Here is a 17,053-nt window from a genome sequence, read left to right as displayed (position 1 = left end):
GGACGAGGTGCATCATGTCCCAGGACTTCCAGAGCTTCCTGACCCGGCTGGATGCGCGCGGCGAACTCGCGCGCATCCGCGCGGAAGTCGATCCCCACCTGGAGGCCGGCGCCATCGCCGACCGCGTCAGCAAGGCCCCCGGGGGAGGGAAGGGGCTCCTCTTCGAGAACGTCAAGGGCGCCACCATGCCCGTGGCCATGAACGTCTTCGGCAGCCGGCGGCGCATGGAGATGGCCCTGGGAGTGGACGGGGATCCCAGGGGCCTGGACGCCGTGGCCGGGCGCATCGAGAAACTCATCCAGGAAGCCATGCCCAAGCCCGGCGCCAGCTTCCTGGACAAGCTCTCCAAGCTCCCGGTCCTGGCCGAGGTGGGCGCCTGGATGCCGAAGACCGTGCGCAAGGCCCCGTGCCAGGAGGTGGTGTGGCGCGGCGAAGAGGCGCGCCTCTCCCGCCTCCCGGTGCTCACCACCTGGCCCGAGGACGGCGGTCCCTTCATCACCCTGGGCCTGAGCCACACCCGCCACAAGAGCGGCCTCCGGAACATGGGCATGTACCGCCTCCAGGTGTACGACGATCACACCCTGGGCTTCCACACCCAGCTCCACCACGACGGCGCCCGGGCCCGCCACGGGTACGCCCCCGGCGAGCGCATGCCCGTGGCCGTGAGCCTCGGCGGGGATCCCGCCCTCTCCTACGCCGCCACCGCGCCCCTGCCTCCCTTCCTCTCGGAGATCATGTTCACCGGGTTCCTCCGGGGCGAGGGCGTGGAGATGGTGCGCTGCGTCACCAACGACATGGAGGTGCCCGCGGATTCCGAGATCGTCATCGAAGGCTGGGTGGACCCCGCCGAGCTCCGCCGGGAGGGCCCCTTCGGGGACCACACGGGCTACTATTCCCTGGCCGACGACTACCCCGTCCTCCACGTGGAGGCCATCACCCACCGGAAGAACCCCGTGTACCCCGCCACCATCGTGGGCCGTCCCCCCCAGGAGGACGCCTGGCTGGGCTTTGCCACGGAACGCATCTTCTTGCCTTTGTTAAAGATGGTTCTCCCGGAAGTGGTCGATATGCACCTCCCGCCGGCCGGCGGCTTCCACAACCTCGCCATCGTGTCCATCCGCAAGGACTACCCCGGCCACGCCCAGAAGGTCATGAACGCCATCTGGGGCACCGGCCAGATGATGTTCACCAAGGGCATCGTCGTGGTGGACGCCGACATCGACCCCCACGACGCCAACGAGGTCCTCTTCCGGGTCACCAGCAACGTCGACCCCCGCCGGGACCTGCTCTTCACGGACGGTCCCCTGGATGTGCTGGACCACAGCAGCGACCGCTTCGCCTTCGGCAGCAAGGTCGGCATCGACGCCACCCGCAAGAGCGCCAAGCTGGACAACTTCCAGCGGGAGTGGCCCCGCGATCTGGTGTTCCCCGACGCCATCCTGGAACGGGTGGCCCGGCGCTGGGCGGAGTACGGTATCTAGCGTTCCACGTGGAACATCATTCCCGGGCGTCCACCACGATGGCGGGTTCCGGGGTGGGGCACCCGAAGGAGCAGAGCCCGCAGCCCGTGCAGAAGTCCGCCAGGACCTCCGGATGGGCCAACTCCCCCTCCCGGGCCTCCGCCATGCGGATGGCCACCCCGGGGTAGGGGCAGCGGTCCACGCAGGTGGTGCAGGGCTGGCTCGTCTCCCCTTCGCGCTCATAGGTCAGGCAAAGGCGCCGCTTGACCCGGGCCGTGCCCATCTTCACCGCCGGGGGACCGTCCAGGACCTGCTCGCCCACCTTCCGCTTGGGCCACACCAGCGCCCCCTCCGGACAGGCGGTGATGCAGGGCAGGGCGGTGCACAGGAAGCACGGCATGTTCCGGGTGAGGATGTAAGGGGTTCCCGTGGCCAGGGCCGTCTGGGGCCCGGCCTTCAGGATGGAATCCTGGGGGCAGGCGTCGATGCACTTGTCGCACCGGGTGCAGGCCAGCAGGAAATCGAACTCGTCCAGGGCCCCCGGGGGCCTCAGCAGGGAAGGCCCGGTCCCCGTGACGGCATCCTCCACGCGCATGGCCACGAAGCCGGCCATGAGGGTGCCCAGGGACTTGAAGAAGTCCCCCCGGTCATGGGGCTCGTCCAGATGCTTGGCCATGGTTCTAGAGCTCGAGGAGACGCAGCACGGGCATGAGCGTCCCCCAAAGGATAGGATCGAAGGCCAGGGTCAGCACGCCCGCGCGCCCCTCATCCGCGAGGCTCAGGTGCGCCAGCAGCTCGGGGGTGACGGACACCTCCCGGGAGGAGGCCGGATGCTCGGCCCAGGTCACCCCCTGGGGCGCTTCCAGCTTCGCGAGGGTGGCGCCGTCCGCGGCCCGCAGGTGCAGCACCAGGAGGTCTCCGTGGAAGGCGGGGACCCGCACCTCGATGATGCGGCCCCGGGGAATCTGGGGGATCACCTCGAACGCCGCCCGGTAACCCAGCTTGGCAGTGTCCGGCTCTTCGCCCTTCAGAATGGCGATGGTCTGTTCCAGGAGCCCGTCCAGGCCCTGGTCCCCCAGGAAGGCCACGGACCGGAGGTGGGTGCCTCCCACCTCGCCGATGCCGCCCACCAGGCGGGGTAGGGTGGCCAGCACCTGCTCCACGGCCGGACGGTTGCGCAGGGCGATCTTCCCCTTGGGCCAGCCGCCGGTGACGGGCATGGGGTCCAGGGAGGGTTCCGCGTTGGGCCGGAGATCCAGGACCCGCCCCTGGAAGCCGGCGAGGATCTCGTCGGTGGCGGGCGTTTCCGCCAGGATCACCAGTTCGATCCCCTCCAGCAGGGCGGGGCTGGGGGCGAAGATCACCACATCCCCCAGTTCCTCCTCCACCGTGGTGGGACCGTGGGACAGGGGCAGGACCGAGCACTCCCGGGTTTCCAGGGCATCCACCAGCTCCCGCCCGAGGAGGGTGCCGGCACCGATAACGGCAAGCTTAAGCATGCAAGACCTTTCTAGACACGTACGGAGGCGGCATCGGCGGGAAGATGATCCGCCAGGGCGGCGGCCACATCCCGGGCCAGGAAGGCGCGAACCTGTTCCCCGGCGCGGCCCGTGAAACGGCGGGCATCCAGGATACCCGCCAGTTCCGTTTCATTCATGTTCCACGCAGGATCCTCCGCAAGCAACCGGAGAAGGGTGTTGGGTTGCCCCTCCTCCTTGATGCGGCGGCCGGCTTCCATGGAGGCCACCCGGAACCGCTCGTGGAGGTCCTGGCGGTCCCCCCCGCGCTTCACCCCCTCCATGAGCAGCAGTTCCGCCGCCATGAACGGCAGTTCCGAGGCCAGGCGCGCCTCGATCATCCGGGGGTAGACCACCAGGCCCGAAGCCACGTTGCGGTACAGCACCAGGATCGCATCCACGGCCAGGAGCCCCTGGCTCAGGGTGAGGCGGCGATGGGCGGAATCATCGAGGGTGCGCTCCATCCACTGGGTGGCCGTGGTCTGGTACGAACTGGGCAGGAGCCCCGTGACGAAGCGGGCCAGGCTCACGATGCGCTCGCTTCGCATGGGGTTTCGCTTGTAGGGCATGGCGCTGGATCCGATCTGGTTCTTCTCGAAGGGTTCCTCCACCTCCTTCAGGTGCTGGAGAAGGCGCAGATCGCAGCCGAACTTCGAGGCCGAGGCCGCGATGCCGCAGAGCACCTGGCCCATGCGGTCCTCCAGCTTGCGCGTGGCGGTCTGGCCGGAAACCGGGATGGCGGGGGAACCCACCTTTTCGCAGAACCGCGCCTCCAGGGCCTCCACCCTGGCCCCATCGCCGTCCAGCAGCTCCAGGAAACTGGCCTGGGTGCCGGTGACGCCCTTGAGCCCCCGCACCGGCGTGGTGCGAAGCAGGTGGTCCAGATCCTCCAGGTCCAGGAGCAGATCCTGGATCCACAAGGTCGCTCGCTTGCCGACGGTCGTGGGCTGGGCCGGCTGGAAATGGGTGAAGCCCAGGCAGGCCTGGTCCTGCCATGCGGCGGCGAAATCCCGCAGGCATGCGATGACGTCCTGGAGGCGACGGCGGATCAGCCGCAGGGCCTCCACGGCGATGAGCAGATCCCCGTTGTCCGTGACGAAGCAGCTGGTGGCCCCCAGGTGGATGATGGGGCGCGCCGAAGGCGCCTGCTCCCCCCAGGCGTGGATGGCCGCCATCACATCGTGGCGCAGCGAGGCCTCGAAACGCGCGATGGCCTCCAGGTCCACCGCGTCCTGCGTGGCCCGCATTTCCGCGATCTGCTCCACCGTCACGGGAAGTCCCATCTCGGATTCGCTCTCCGCCAGCGCGATCCACAGCCGCCGCCACACGCGCATGCGGTACAGCGGCGAAAGCAGCCGCACCATGGCTTTGGAGGCGTACCGCGACGCGAGGGGATGTTCAAAACTTTCCAGTTCACGGGCATCGCTGGGGGGCAGAATGGGCATGGGCCACCTTTCCCCTTCATTTTGGCAGATCGGACGGGAACGCGCTTTTATGGCCTTCTTGTGAGAAGATTTCAGTCGGAAACCTATGAGGTGACACCATGCCCATGTACGAAGCCCTGCGAGTCGCGGACCCGGCCATCTTCCAGGCCCTGGAGCTGGAAGTCCAGCGCCAGCGCCATCATCTGGAGCTCATCGCTTCCGAGAACTACGCGTCCAGGCCGGTCATGCAGGCCATGGGCAGCCATTTCACCAACAAGTACGCCGAGGGTTATCCCGGCCGCAGGTACTACGGCGGCTGCGTCAACGTCGATACCGTCGAGGACCTGGCCCGCACCCGCGCCAAGCAGCTCTTCGGGGCCGAACACGCCAATGTCCAGCCCCACAGCGGAGCCCAGGCCAACATGGCCGTGTACTTCTCCATCCTGAAGCCCGGCGACACCGTGCTGGGCCTGGATCTGGCCCACGGCGGCCACCTCACCCACGGCCACCCCCTCAACAGCTCCGGCATCCTCTACAAGTTCGTCGGGTACCACGTGGACCGGGAGACCGAGAAGGTGGACATGGACGAGGTCCGCCGCCTGGCCCAGGAGCACAAGCCCAAGCTCATCGTCGTGGGCGCCTCCGCCTACTCCCGCACCTTCGATTTCCCCGCCTTCCGGGCCATCGCCGACGAAGTGGGCGCCCTCATGATGGTCGACATGGCCCACATCGCGGGTCTCGTGGCCACCGGGCACCACCCCAGCCCCGTCCCCTTCGCCGACTTCGTCACCACCACCACCCACAAGACCCTGCGCGGCCCCCGCGGCGGCCTCGTGCTCTGCAAGGAGCGCTTCGCCAAGGACCTGGACCGGGCCCTTTTCCCCGGCGTGCAGGGAGGGCCCCTCATGCACGTGGTGGCGGCCAAGGCCGTGGCCCTGGGCGAGGCCCTCAAGCCCGAATTCAAGGCCTACCAGGAGCAGGTGGTGCGCAACGCCGCGGCCCTCGCCAAGGCGCTCACCTCCAAGGGCTGGCGGGTGGTCTCCGGGGGCACCGACAACCACCTGATGCTGGTGGACGTCTTCCAGCAGGGCATCCTGGGCAACGAGGCCGAACAGACCCTCGACAAGGCCGGCATCACCGTGAACAAGAACGGCATCCCCTTCGATCCCAACCCCCCCCTCAAGCCTTCGGGCATCCGCATCGGATCGCCCGCGATCACCACCCGGGGCATGAAGGAGCCCGAGATGGAGCGCATCGCGGGATGGATCGACCTGGCCCTGCGTTTCCGGGCGGAGGAGGCCTCCACGGCCCGCATCCGCCAGGAGGTCTTCGAGCAGACCGGGCTCTTCCCCATCCCCGAATAGGACCCAAGGGAACCTCCCATGGCAAGCCCAGCCAAAGGCAGGATCCTGGTGGTGGATGACGAGCCGCTGATCAGGGAGATGGCGCGGGAGATCCTGGAGAATTCCGGGTACACCGTTTCGGAAGCCGTGGATGGCCAGGCCGGCCTCGACCTGTTCCTGGAAACAGCGGGGGGCTTTGATCTGGTCATCCTCGATTTGGTGATGCCCCGCCTCCACGGGTTCCAGGTCATGGACCGGATCCTCCAGGCCAGCCCCAGGACCCGGATTCTCATCAGCAGCGGCTTCTCGCCGGACACCCGGCCCGAACTGACCCGCACGACCCCCACCCGGGCCTTCCTCGCCAAGCCCTACCGCAGCCGCGACCTCCTGGAGCAGGTGAGCCGGCTCCTGGCCGCGGAGCCGTGAGTCCGGGCCATGGAGGCGGATGGGGTCTTCGTCTACGGCGCCCTTCGCGAGGGTGGGCGGGCCCATTCCTGGCTCCTGCGCACGAACCCCGAGGGCCTCACCGGGGCCCATGTTCCGGGCCGGCTATTCCACCTCCCCGCCCACGGCATCCCGGCCCTGGTCCCCGGGGACGAACCGCCCCTCGGCCCCCCCGGTCCGGGCTGGGTCGCGGGGGAGTTCGCCGGCTACGAGGACGAGGCATCCCTGGCCAGCGCCCTGGAGGATCTGGATCAGGTGGAGGACGTGGAGGGGGGCCTTTTCGAGCGGAGGGTCATCCCGGTGGTCCTGGATTCGGGGCACCGCTTTGGCGCCTGGGTCTATGTCTTTCCCCCTGACCGCCTGACGCGCCTGGAGCGGGAGGGGGTTGAATTGCCCACCGGGGACTGGAAAGAATACCTTGGGGAGTGAAGGTTCCCAGTATATTGAATCTATGCCTTCACGGTTCCGCAGAAACGCAGCCACCTGGTGTCTTGGGGTCCCGGCCCTGGTTTGCCTGCTCCCAGCGACCAGCCTGGGCGCCCAGACCGCGCCTTGGTCCAATCGCAAACTGAACGAACTCAGGAAGAAGATCGAGGCTGACAATCGTACCCACCCCGCGGCCTCCCTGGCCTGGGAGGATGAGGCCCTGGCCCTCATCGCCAAGGAACCGGACCCCGCCGCGGAAACCTGGTTCCTCATCCGGCGGGTCCAGGATGGCATCGTCCTCAAGGAATTCGCGACCTCCCGGGACCTGGCCGACCGCGCCCGGCGCCTGATCCGCGCCACGGGCAACCCGCGGGATCACTTCCTCCTCGAGGTGGAAGCCGCCTCCCTGTTTTCGGTGACGGAACGCTTCGCCGAGGCCAAGAAGACGGTGGAGGCCCTCCTTCCTGCCCTGGAAACCTACCGGAAGGACAACCCGCGGGATCTGGAAATGGGGCGCCTCCTGGAACGCGCCTACCGCAGCCTCGCCACATCGCAACGGAACCTGGGGAGGTTGCCCGAGGCCATCGGCGTGCTCCAGAAGGCCCAGCGGATAAGTGAAGAGGTGGGTGACACCGCCGGGCATGCCAGGATCCTGGACCAGATGGGCTATCTGTACGTCATCATGCTGCGCTTCGAGGATGCCGTGGCCTCCCACCGGGCTGCCATCGCCATGGCCGAAAGCCTGGGCGACCTCGCGCTGCAGGCCGAATTCCATCTCTCCCTGGCCAACGCCCTGGGCTCCTCCGGAGATTCCACCCGCCAACTGGCGGAAATGAAGATTGCCGTCGATCTTGCGGATAAGGTTCATGCGTCCAATATTAAGCTCGTCTGTTCGGTCAATATGGCCGATGTCTATCTGGGCAAGAAGGACTACCGCTCGACCCTGAAATATGCCGACGCGGCCCTGAAATTGGCCACCGCCGCCCAGGACGCCGGTTCTGTCGCCGTCTGTCAGGTCAATCGCGGAATCGCCCTGAACCGCCTGGGAAACAGCGCCGAAGGGCTCAAGGCCATCCAGGAGGGCCTGGCCCATTTCCGGGAGACCGAGGCCGTCAACGACACGGCCGAGATCACCGGAAACCTCGCCGAGGAATACGCCTTCGCCGGGGACTACCGCAGGGCCTACGAAACCATGGTGGAATTCAAGAACTTGTCCGATTCCCTCATGAAGTCCCAGGACTTGAAACAGATCGCCGATTCCAGCGCCGCCTTCGAGAACGACAAACAGCAGCTCCAGATCGAGGCCCTCCACCGGGACGGACGGAATCAGGCCCGGCAGCGCATCCTTTGGATCGCCCTGGGGGTTCTGGGGTTCGGCACCGCGGGGGTGCTGGTGCTGAGCCGCCGCCGTCTGGAATCCGCCAACAAGGCCCTCGCGGACATGAGCCTCCGGGACCCGCTGACCTCCCTCGCCAACCGCCGCTACCTCACCACCCGCATCGCCGAGGACCTCGCCCAGGTCATCCGCATGAGGAGGGTCGGAACCACCGAAGGCGGCAAGGACCGGCTGGTCGCCAATATCGACGTGGTTTTCATGATGATCGATATCGATCACTTCAAGACGGTCAACGACAATTTCGGCCACGTCGCGGGGGACAACGTCCTGAAGCAGTTCGCCGGCATCCTCTCCCAGACCATGCGGGACTCGGACACCGTGGTCCGGTGGGGCGGGGAGGAATTCTTCGTGGTCGCCAAGCATACGTCCCGCCTGGACGCCCACGTCGTGGCCGAACGCATCCGCAGCCGGGTGGAGGAATTCCCCTTCGACCTGGGCAATGGCGTGCAGATCCACAAGACCTGCTCCATCGGCTTCGCCTCCTACCCCTTCTTTCGCCGGGAGCCGTCCAAGGTGGCCTGGGAGAAGGTGGCCGAAGTGGCCGATCAGTGCCTCTATGCGGCCAAGGCGATGGGCCGGAACACCTGGGTCGGGGTGCACGAGGCCATGGATACCCCGACGCCGCTCCAGGAAATCATGGCGGGTTATCCGGACGTGTCCGAACTGGTGGCCCAGGGCGTGCTGAAGGCCGAGAGCCGCAAGGACCAGCGGATCACCTGGGTCAAGTAGCCGAGGGGCCCATGAGCAGGGCCACCAGGATGCCCAGGAGAATCAGGACCAGGTTCGCCACGTAGGCCGCCGGGATCATGGGGTGGTGCTGGAAGGGGTGGAACGGGGCATGGAAATGCACGGGAGCCTCCTTTCCCGCCGATGGCACCCCAAGAATGGGTCCGATTCCCCGGGCCCGCCGGGGTCCGCCAGGGAAAATTCAACAGGACGCACGGGCGGCGCGGAACCCTCCGGGGGGTCCCGCGCCGCCGGTGGTTCAACTGTCTAATCCAGGCCCAGCTTCTGGGGCTCGCCCGATTCGTCGGGCCCTGGCTGGCCGTTTTCGCCTTCCGCGCCGTCTTCCTCCTCATCGAGGGCCTGGGCGCTGGCGTCGATCTTGGCCAGGCCAACCACGCGATCGGCGTCCGAAGGCAGCGAAAGGAGCTTGACCCCCATGGCGGCCCGGCCGGTTTTCCGCACCCCATCGATGCTGAACCGGATGACCATGCCCTCCTGGGAAATGAGGAGGCAACCTTCCCCCTCCTTCACCAGGACCGAACCCACCACCTTGCCGTTCCGGACCCCGGCCCGGATGTTGATGACCCCGGTGCCGCCCCGGCCCTGGAGCCGGTAGTCCTGCAGGAGGCTCCGCTTGCCGAAACCCTTTTCGGTGACCGTGAGAAGCATGCCGTGGGCGGCCGTGCTTTCGTCCGGGACCTCCCCTTCCGGCAGATCGGGCAGGGAATCCGTCACTTCCATATCCACGATGGCGTCACCCGTGCCCAGGCGCATGCCCCGGACGCCGGTGGCGGTCCGGCCCATGGCGCGCACATCCTCCTCGGGGAAGCGGATGGCCTTGCCCAGGGCGCTGATGAGCAGGATCTGCTGGCTGCCGTTGGACACCCGCACCGAGACCAGGCTGTTGCCCTCGTCGATGTTGAGGGCGATGAGGCCGTTGGCCCGGATGTTGGCGTAGGCGCTGAGGCTGGTCTTCTTCACGGTGCCGTCGGCGGTGGCGAAGATCAGGTGGTTGTCCTCCGGGAATTCCCGCAGGGCCATGAGGGTCACGACCTTTTCATCGTCCTTGAGGGAGATGAGGTTCTTGATGTGCTTGCCGCGGGTGGAGGCGGCCGCCTCGGGGAGATCGTAGACCTTCAGGGCGTACGCGTAACCGCGGTCCGTGAACACCAGGAGCGTGTCGTGGGCCTTGGTGAGGAAGAGCCTTTCGACGAAATCCTCATCCTTGGTCTTCATGCCCAGCTTGCCCTTGCCCCCCCGCTTTTGCCGGCGGTAGGCGGCCAGGGCGGTGCGCTTGATGTAGCCGGCCTTGGACATGGTGACCACCATCTCCTCGTCCGGTACCACGTCCTCCATGCGGATATTGCCGGAGAAGGCCGAGATCTCGGTGCGCCGGTCATCGCCGAACTGCTCGGCGACGCTCTTGAACTCCTCCCGGATGACCTGCATGAGGAGGCCGTCGTCGTTGAGGATGGCCTTCAGGGAAGCGATGGTCCGCTCCAGCTCCCGCAGCTCCTCCAGGATCTTCTCCCGCTCCAGGCCCGTGAGGCGCTGGAGGCGCATGTCCAGGATGGCCTGGGCCTGCCGCTCGGAGAGCTTGAGCCCGGGATTCTTCTTGATGGCCGCGGCGGTGGTGAAGGCGCCGTCCATGAGGCCCTGCTTGGCCTCCTCGGGGGAGGCCGCCGCCCGGATGAGCTTGATGACGGCGTCCAGGTGGTCCAGGGCGATCTGCAGGCCCATGACGATGTGGTGCCGTTCCTCCGCCTTGCGCAACTGGAAGAGGGTGCGCCGGGTCACCACCTCGCGGCGGAACCCGATGAACTCCTTCAGCACTTCCCGGATGGTGAGGATGCGGGGCTGGCCGTTGACGATGCACAGCATGGTGATGGGGAAGGAGTTCTGGAGCTGGGTCTGCTGGTAGAGCTGGTTGAGGACGATATCGCTGGCCTCGCCCTTCTTGAGCTCCACCACCATTCGGATGCCTTCCCGGTCGCTTTCGTCCCGGAGGTCGCTGATGCCGTCGATCTTCTTCTCGTGCACCAGTTCGGCGATCTTTTCCAGCAGGGTGGCCTTGTTCACCTGGTAGGGGAGTTCGGTGAAGACCAGCTGCTCCCGGTCTCCGGCCCGCTTGATCTGCTCCACATGGGATTTGGCCCGCACGATGCAACGCCCGCGGCCGGTGCGGTAGGCCTCCATTACGCCTTCCGTGCCCAGCATCAGGCCGCCGCCGGGGAAATCGGGGCCCTTGATGAACTGCATGATCCCGTCCAGGCCCAGGGTGGGGTCGTCCACCAGGGCCACCAGGGCGTTGCAGCACTCCCGCAGGTTGTGGGGGGGGATGCTGGTGGCCATGCCCACCGCGATGCCCTGGCTGCCGTTCACCAGCAGGTTGGGGAAGCGGGTGGGGAGGCTCAGGGGCTCCTCCATGCTGTCGTCGTAGTTGGGACCCCAATCCACGGTGTCCTGTTCCAGGTCCGACATCATCTCGTTGGCCAGCCGGGACAGGCGGGCCTCCGTGTAGCGCATGGCCGCCGCGCTGTCGCCGTCGATGGAACCGAAGTTGCCCTGGCCGTCCACCAGCACATGGCGCATGGAGAAGGGCTGGGCCATGCGCACCAGGGTGTCGTAGATGGCCGAGTCCCCGTGGGGGTGGTACTTGCCCATGACGTCGCCCACGGTGCGGGCGGATTTCTTGTACGCGCGGTTCCAGTCGTTCCCGCCTTCCTTCATGGCGTAGAGCACGCGCCGGTGCACGGGCTTGAGGCCGTCGCGCACGTCGGGGAGGGCCCGGCCCACGATCACGCTCATGGCGTAATCAAGGTAGGACTTCCGCATTTCCTTTTCGATCTCGATGGGCTCGATTCGCTGGTTCTGGGTCATTCAGGCTTCCATTCGTTCCACGTGGAACAGGGGCGAAAAAGGCTTTGTTTTCAAGGGATGCTATACGTCGATATTCTCGGCCAGGAGGGCGTTGTTCTCGATGAACCGCCGGCGGGGCTCCACGGTGTCGCCCATGAGGATCGTGAAGATCTCGTCGGCCTCCACCGCGTCGTCCACCTGGACCTGGAGCAGGGTGCGCCGGGTGGGGTCCATGGTGGTTTCCCACAGCTGTTCGGGGTTCATCTCACCCAGTCCTTTGTAGCGCTGGATGCCCAGACCCCGCTTGCCTTCCTCGAGGATCATGGCCAGCATCTCCTCGGCGTTGGCGAAGTTCATCTCCTTGGACTTGGAGGAGATGCCCTGGTCCGCTTCCTCGCCTTCCACTGGGGCGGCCGGCGCGTTGCTCCGGCGGAGCTTGAGGCCCCCGCCCTGGAAGCTGGCCAGGTCGTTGTGAAGGGCCTTCAGGCGCCGGAACTCGCCCCAATGGGAGACCTGTTCGTCGATCCAGAGGGTGATGGGCCGGGAGAGGTGCATGCGGGTCAGGCGCAGGCGGTGCACGGCGGGCAGGGTCTCCCCTTCCACCACCTCCGCGGGGAGGGTCTCCAGTTCGCATTCACCGAGCTGCTTGGCCAGGAGGCGAACCATCAGTTGCCCCAGCTCCTCGTCCGAGCCGAAGCGGCCCTCGTCCAGCAGACCGTCGTCCAGGAGAGCGTCCACCAGGGGCCGCGCGTAGCCGCGCCGGTCGAGCTTTTCATACAGGTGCTTGACCTCGCCCCACTTCTTCATTTCGCGCACCAGGGCCGGACCCTGGTGTTCGCTGCCGTCGGGGAGGGTGAGGGCCCAGCCGTCCAGGGCCTTGTTGAACAGGTACTCTTCCAGCGCCCGCTCGTCCTTCAGGTAACGCTCCTGCTTGCCCTTCTTGACCTTGTAGAGGGGGGGCTGGGCGATGTACAGGTGGCCCCGCAGCACCAGTTCGGGCATCTGGCGGTAGAAGAAGGTCAGCAGGAGGGTGCGGATATGGGCCCCGTCCACGTCGGCGTCGGTCATGAGGACGATCTTGTGGTACCGGAGGTTCTCCACCTTGAAATCCTCGGCGCCGATGCCCGTGCCCAGGGCCTGGATGAGGATGCGTAGTTCGTTGGAGCCCAGGATGCGGTCGAAGCGGGCCTTCTCGACGTTGAGTACCTTGCCCTTCAGGGGCAGGATGGCCTGGGTGCGCCGCTCGCGACCCTGCTTGGCTGAGCCGCCGGCCGAATCACCCTCCACCAGGAAGATCTCCGACTGGGCCGGGTCCTTCTCCTGGCAATCCGCCAGCTTGCCTGGCAACCCGGCGCTATCCAGGGTGCCCTTGCGGCGGGTGAGCTCGCGCGCCTTCCGGGCCGCCTCCCGCGCCCGGGCGGCCTCGATGGCCTTCTCCAGGATGGCCTTCGCCTCGCGGGGGTTCTCCTCGAAGAAGCTGGTGAGGCGGTCGTACACGATGGTCTGGACGATGCCCTTCACTTCGCTGGACACCAGCTTGTCCTTGGTCTGGCTGCTGAACTTCGGGTCCGGGACCTTGGCGGAGATGACCGCCGTGAGGCCCTCCCGCACGTCCTCGCCCGAGAGGGCGACCTTGGCGGACTTGAGCAGGTTGTTCTTCTCTGCGTAAGTATTGATTACGCGGGTCATGGCAGCCCTGAAGCCCTCGAGGTGGGCGCCGCCGTCCCGGTTCCGGATGTTGTTGGTGAAACAGAAGAGCGTCTCCTGGTAGGAGTCGTTCCACTGGAGGCTCACCTCCACCGTGATATCGGCCTTGGTGTCCTCGATGTGGATGGGGGGCTTGTGCAGGACCGCCTTGTTCCGGTTCAGGTGCTCCACGAAGGCGTCGATGCCGCCGGCGTTGTAGAAATCGTGGTGCTCCCCGCTGCGCTCGTCGGTGATGCGGATATGCACGCCCTTGTTCAGGTAGCTCAGTTCGCGCAGGCGCTGGCTGAGGACCTCGAAGGAGAAGTCCAGCTTGAGGTGGAAGATCTCCGCGTCCGGCTTGAAGCGCACCCGGGTGCCGCGGCGCGTGGTGGGCCCCAGGAGGGCCAGGGGGGCGTCGGCCTTGCCCTGGGTGAAGGTCATGGCGTGCTCCTTCCCGTCGCGCCATATGGTGAGCCACAGGCGCTGGGAAAGGGCATTGACGCAGGAGACGCCGACGCCGTGGAGGCCGCCGGAGATCTTGTAGGAGTTGTCGTCGAACTTTCCGCCGGCGTGGAGCACGGTCATGATCACTTCCGCGGCGGACCGGTTCTCCTCCTTGTGGAGGTCCGTGGGGATTCCGCGGCCGTTGTCCTCCACGGAGCAGCTGCCGTCGTCATGGATGTAGACGTCCACCCGGGTGCAGTACCCGGCCAGGGCCTCGTCCACGGCGTTGTCCACCACTTCGTAGACCATCTGGTGGAGCCCGCTGCCGTCGTCGGTGTCCCCGATGTACATGCCGGGGCGCTTCCGGACGGCTTCCAGATCGCGCAGCACGGTGATGTTGTCGGCGGTGTAGGTGGCTTCCGTTTCCTGCTGTTTGGCCTTGCTCACTTCTTCGGTCATCAAAACTCGCTTTTCCTGGTTTCCGGGGGTGTTGGCTAGCTGGGATTCGCGAACTTAACGGGCATCAGGATGTACCTGAAGCTCATGTCCTCGATGCTGGGGGACATGAAGATGCCCTGGCCCACATCGTCCTTGAACTGGTAGACCACCTCCTCGCCGGGGATCCGCTCGAGGAGCTCCGTGAGGTAGTCGATGTTGAAGGCCAGCTCCAGGGGGTTCTCCTCGCCCGTGAAGCTGATGGTGCCCTGGTTGACGCCCTCGTCGGGGTGCTGGAAGAAGACGCGCAGATTGGGGAACTCGAAGAAGAGCCGGACGTTCTTGTTGTAGTCGTCCTTCTTGAGCCCCACGACCCGGAGGGTCTTGAGGAAATCCTCGCGGTCCACGATGACCTTCCGGGGCAGTTCGGAGGGGAGGACCTTTTCGTAGGCGGGGTAGTTGCCGGTGACCCGGCGCGTGGAGAACTTGAGCCCGGGCTGGTCCATGAAGAGGCTGCGCTCGTCCCAGGACAGGGTGAGCTGGCCGTCGTCGCCCAGGCTCGAGGGCAGGAGGTCCAGGGCGCGACGGGGCACGATGATGCGCGCATCGGCCTCCAGGCCGGTCTCCATGGGAACCTCCACCACCGCGAGGCGGAAGCCGTCGGTGGAGACCACCCGGATGAAGCTGCGTCCCATGTGGAGGAGCACGCCGGAAAGGGCGGGCTTGGTGGCGTCCTTGCTGACGGAGATCGACCCCAGGTTGATGGCCTTGCGGAAGAGGGCCGAGGGCACCACCACGCTGGGCAGGCCCGCCTCGGGCTTGGGGAGCTCGGGGAAGCCTTCTCCGGGCTGGATGTTGTGCTCCGAGTTGAACCCCTTGGCCCGAAGCCAGATGCGGTTGCCGGTGTCGGGCCATTCCAGGGTGAGGAGGCCCTCGGGATAGACCCGCACCGTCTCCACGAACTTCTTGCCGGGGATGGCGACGGTCCGGTTGCCCCGGCCCTCCACCGGAAGGACGGCCTCGAAGGCCAGTTCCATGTCCGTGGCCTTCAGCGTCATTTCGTGATCCTGAACTTCCAGCAGGACGTGCTGGAGGATGGGCAGGGTCACCCTGCGTTCCAGCGCGTGCTTGAGTATCCCGAGCGTCTTATCAAGACGTTCCTTGGAGACCTGTACTTGAAAGTTCATGATTCACCCTGATTATGCTGAGTGGCGGGCCAACCTGCGGAAATGACGGTCAAACCCTTAGTGTATCGAGAAAAGAGGACTCTGGGCAGGTGTGGGTGTCGGAGGCGGGGCTGCGGATTGGCGGGGGGCAGCGGCGGGGTGGGAGGCCCCGTGGGCGACTTCTCCACACGGGGTCCACAGGGGGGCCCGGGACGGGCTGTGGAAAAGTAAAGTAACTCCCCTTTTATCACTGGATGCTATTCAGGAGGGAGTGCACCAGCTTGTGGAAATCGGCGTCCTTCTGCATGCGGTTCTTCACGGACTCGATGGCGTTCATGACTGTCGAATGGTGCATTCCGTTGAAACTGTTTCCGATTTCCGTGAAGGAGGCGGCGGTGAGCTCCCTCGAGAGGTACATGGCCACCTGGCGGGGAAGGAGGATGACCTGCTGGCGGGTCTTCTTCTTCATCAGATCGTTGAAGGAGATGTTGAAGGTTTCCGCCGTCATGCGGCAGATGCGCTCCATGGAGATGGAGGCCGTGGCCTCCGAGCCCGTCTGGCCCAGGAAGGCCTCCTGGGCCACGCCCAGGCTCGGGGAAACGCCCAGGAAGCTGCTCTGGAACACCACCCGGGTCAGGAGCCCCTCCAGGTCGCGGACGCTGCCCTTGGCCTTGTGGGCGATGAAGGTGATGACGTCCTCCGGTACCTCGGGGAGGTCCTTGAAGACCTCGTCATCGAGCTTCTTGCGCAGGATGGCGACCCGGGTCTCGAAATCGGGGGGCTGGATATCGGCGGTGAGACCCCACTTGCACCGGGTGATGAGGCGGTCGTGGAGGCCTTCCAGGCGCTGGGGGGGCTTGTCGGAGGTGATGACGATCTGTTTTCCGTACTGGAGGAGGTACTCCAGGATGTAGAAGATCTCCTCCTGGGTGCGTTCCATCTTCCCCAGGGTCTGCACGTCGTCCAGGAGCAGGAGGTCGTTCTGCTGGTATTTCTTGCGCATGGGCTCGGTGTTCTTGGCCCGGATGGCGATGGTGAGCTCGTTGAAGAAGTTGTCCACTTTCAGGTAGGCCACCCTGAGGTTGGGCGCCTTGGCCAGGAGGCCCTTGCCGATGCCGATCATCAGGTGGGTCTTGCCCAGTCCCGATCCTCCATAGATGAAGAGGGGATTCATGTTGAGGGTGGAATTGGGCTTGCCGTGGCTTTCAACGACGGCGTTGGCGGCGGCGAAGGCCAGCTGGCTGCTGGGACCCACCACGAACCGGTCCAGCGTGTAGCGGTGGAAACCCTGGGGAAAGGGTGAATCCAGGGGGGTTTCCTGGACGGCGGCGTGGGTGCTCTTCGTCTTGGCCGGCTGGGCGGGGGCCTTGGCGTCGCCGGCGACCATGAAGCCCAGGCGCAGGTTGGCCAGGTCGCACTGGACCAGGACGTCGTGGAATTCCTCGGCCAGCTGCTGCTCGATCCAGATGCGCGCGGAAGGCGACGGCACCTGGATCAGGAGGGTCGTCCCGTCGAAGTTCACCGCCTTGCACGGCTCGATCCAGTCGTGGAAGGTGCGCTCGGGGAGGTGGGAGGACAGGCCTTTGCGGAGGGTTTCCCAGAGGGCATGTGGATCGTTCGTTTGCATGGGAAGCCCTTTTCGACGGTGAACCGGCGGCGCCCGGTACGGAAAAAACCGCAGCGGGCCTGGCGTCGGGTTGGTCCCGGAACTCCGGTCTGGATTCGGG

Annotated in this window: 13 protein-coding genes; 5 read left to right on the top strand and 8 right to left on the bottom strand. The window is 66.1% G+C overall.

Features of this window, described 5'->3' with window-relative positions; genetic code table 11:
• Positions 1-14: 14 nt before the first annotated feature.
• Entirely contained in the window at positions 15-1,481 is a 1,467-nt protein-coding gene (locus R2J76_RS00065; protein ID WP_316413736.1) for a menaquinone biosynthesis decarboxylase, read from the top strand.
• A 16-nt stretch (positions 1,482-1,497) separates the two neighbouring features.
• Here the strand turns inward: R2J76_RS00065 and R2J76_RS00060 are convergent, their stop codons facing one another.
• Genes R2J76_RS00060 through purB form a run of 3 tightly spaced genes read right to left on the bottom strand, consistent with a single transcriptional unit; the run spans position 1,498 to position 4,422 of the window.
• Positions 1,498-2,136 (bottom strand): 4Fe-4S dicluster domain-containing protein, encoded by a 639-nt coding sequence (locus R2J76_RS00060; RefSeq protein ID WP_316413735.1) that lies wholly within the window; start codon positions 2,134-2,136, stop codon positions 1,498-1,500.
• A 4-nt stretch (positions 2,137-2,140) separates the two neighbouring features.
• Positions 2,141-2,959, bottom strand: coding sequence for a hypothetical protein (locus tag R2J76_RS00055; RefSeq protein ID WP_316413734.1), 819 nt, complete (start codon positions 2,957-2,959; stop codon positions 2,141-2,143).
• Positions 2,960-2,970: 11 nt separating this feature from the next.
• Positions 2,971-4,422 (bottom strand): adenylosuccinate lyase, encoded by a 1,452-nt coding sequence (gene purB / locus R2J76_RS00050; RefSeq protein WP_316413733.1) that lies wholly within the window; start codon positions 4,420-4,422, stop codon positions 2,971-2,973.
• Between the two features lie 98 nt (positions 4,423-4,520).
• Here purB and R2J76_RS00045 point away from each other — a divergent pair, with 98 nt between their 5' ends.
• From R2J76_RS00045 to R2J76_RS00030, 4 genes are read left to right on the top strand one after another with little or no spacing between them, the layout of a single operon-like run.
• Positions 4,521-5,765, top strand: coding sequence for a serine hydroxymethyltransferase (locus R2J76_RS00045; RefSeq protein WP_316413732.1), 1,245 nt, complete (start codon positions 4,521-4,523; stop codon positions 5,763-5,765).
• 18 nt (positions 5,766-5,783) lie between these two features.
• A complete protein-coding gene (locus R2J76_RS00040; RefSeq protein WP_316413731.1) occupies positions 5,784-6,170 on the top strand; it encodes a response regulator in 387 nt (128 codons plus the stop codon).
• A 9-nt stretch (positions 6,171-6,179) separates the two neighbouring features.
• Positions 6,180-6,617, top strand: a complete 438-nt coding sequence (locus R2J76_RS00035) for a gamma-glutamylcyclotransferase family protein (RefSeq protein ID WP_316413730.1) — start codon at positions 6,180-6,182, stop codon at positions 6,615-6,617.
• Positions 6,618-6,639: 22 nt separating this feature from the next.
• Positions 6,640-8,739: a tetratricopeptide repeat-containing diguanylate cyclase gene (locus tag R2J76_RS00030; protein ID WP_316413729.1), complete on the top strand. Its 2,100-nt coding sequence runs from the start codon at positions 6,640-6,642 to the stop codon at positions 8,737-8,739.
• Here R2J76_RS00030 and R2J76_RS00025 read toward each other — a convergent pair.
• The 5 genes from R2J76_RS00025 to dnaA all read right to left on the bottom strand — a co-directional run bounded on the left by R2J76_RS00025 (position 8,732) and on the right by dnaA (position 16,953).
• Entirely contained in the window at positions 8,732-8,860 is a 129-nt protein-coding gene (locus R2J76_RS00025) for a hypothetical protein (RefSeq protein ID WP_316413728.1), read from the bottom strand. The genes R2J76_RS00030 and R2J76_RS00025 overlap by 8 nt on opposite strands.
• 143 nt (positions 8,861-9,003) lie before the next feature.
• Positions 9,004-11,616: a DNA gyrase subunit A gene (gyrA, locus tag R2J76_RS00020; protein WP_316413727.1), complete on the bottom strand. Its 2,613-nt coding sequence runs from the start codon at positions 11,614-11,616 to the stop codon at positions 9,004-9,006.
• A gap of 60 nt (positions 11,617-11,676) precedes the next feature.
• On the bottom strand, positions 11,677-14,184 hold the full coding sequence (gene gyrB / locus R2J76_RS00015) for a DNA topoisomerase (ATP-hydrolyzing) subunit B (RefSeq protein ID WP_316413726.1): 2,508 nt from the start codon (positions 14,182-14,184) through the stop codon (positions 11,677-11,679).
• Between the two features lie 35 nt (positions 14,185-14,219).
• On the bottom strand, positions 14,220-15,347 hold the full coding sequence (gene dnaN, locus R2J76_RS00010) for a DNA polymerase III subunit beta (protein ID WP_316413725.1): 1,128 nt from the start codon (positions 15,345-15,347) through the stop codon (positions 14,220-14,222).
• Positions 15,348-15,573: 226 nt separating this feature from the next.
• Entirely contained in the window at positions 15,574-16,953 is a 1,380-nt protein-coding gene (dnaA, locus tag R2J76_RS00005) for a chromosomal replication initiator protein DnaA (RefSeq protein ID WP_316413724.1), read from the bottom strand.
• Positions 16,954-17,053 lie beyond the last annotated feature (100 nt).

Origin of the sequence: Mesoterricola silvestris (assembly GCF_030295405.1) — a bacterium.
Lineage (GTDB): Bacteria > Acidobacteriota > Holophagae > Holophagales > Holophagaceae > Mesoterricola > Mesoterricola silvestris.
The sequence above is the reverse complement of the archived record's forward strand: the minus strand, read 5'-3'. Positions and strand labels throughout refer to the sequence as shown.

What these genes read in the sequence shown, in the direction of transcription:
- purB (WP_316413733.1), bottom strand. Translation starts at nt 4,422, where the DNA reads ATGCCCATTCTGCCCCCCAGCGATGCCCGTGAACTGGAAAGTTTTGAA.
- R2J76_RS00035 (WP_316413730.1), top strand. Translation starts at nt 6,180, where the DNA reads ATGGAGGCGGATGGGGTCTTCGTCTACGGCGCCCTTCGCGAGGGTGGG.
- gyrA (WP_316413727.1), bottom strand. Translation starts at nt 11,616, where the DNA reads ATGACCCAGAACCAGCGAATCGAGCCCATCGAGATCGAAAAGGAAATG.
- R2J76_RS00040 (WP_316413731.1), top strand. Translation starts at nt 5,784, where the DNA reads ATGGCAAGCCCAGCCAAAGGCAGGATCCTGGTGGTGGATGACGAGCCG.
- R2J76_RS00060 (WP_316413735.1), bottom strand. Translation starts at nt 2,136, where the DNA reads ATGGCCAAGCATCTGGACGAGCCCCATGACCGGGGGGACTTCTTCAAG.
- R2J76_RS00030 (WP_316413729.1), top strand. Translation starts at nt 6,640, where the DNA reads ATGCCTTCACGGTTCCGCAGAAACGCAGCCACCTGGTGTCTTGGGGTC.
- R2J76_RS00055 (WP_316413734.1), bottom strand. Translation starts at nt 2,959, where the DNA reads ATGCTTAAGCTTGCCGTTATCGGTGCCGGCACCCTCCTCGGGCGGGAG.
- gyrB (WP_316413726.1), bottom strand. Translation starts at nt 14,184, where the DNA reads ATGACCGAAGAAGTGAGCAAGGCCAAACAGCAGGAAACGGAAGCCACC.
- R2J76_RS00045 (WP_316413732.1), top strand. Translation starts at nt 4,521, where the DNA reads ATGCCCATGTACGAAGCCCTGCGAGTCGCGGACCCGGCCATCTTCCAG.
- dnaN (WP_316413725.1), bottom strand. Translation starts at nt 15,347, where the DNA reads ATGAACTTTCAAGTACAGGTCTCCAAGGAACGTCTTGATAAGACGCTC.
- dnaA (WP_316413724.1), bottom strand. Translation starts at nt 16,953, where the DNA reads ATGCAAACGAACGATCCACATGCCCTCTGGGAAACCCTCCGCAAAGGC.
- R2J76_RS00065 (WP_316413736.1), top strand. Translation starts at nt 15, where the DNA reads ATGTCCCAGGACTTCCAGAGCTTCCTGACCCGGCTGGATGCGCGCGGC.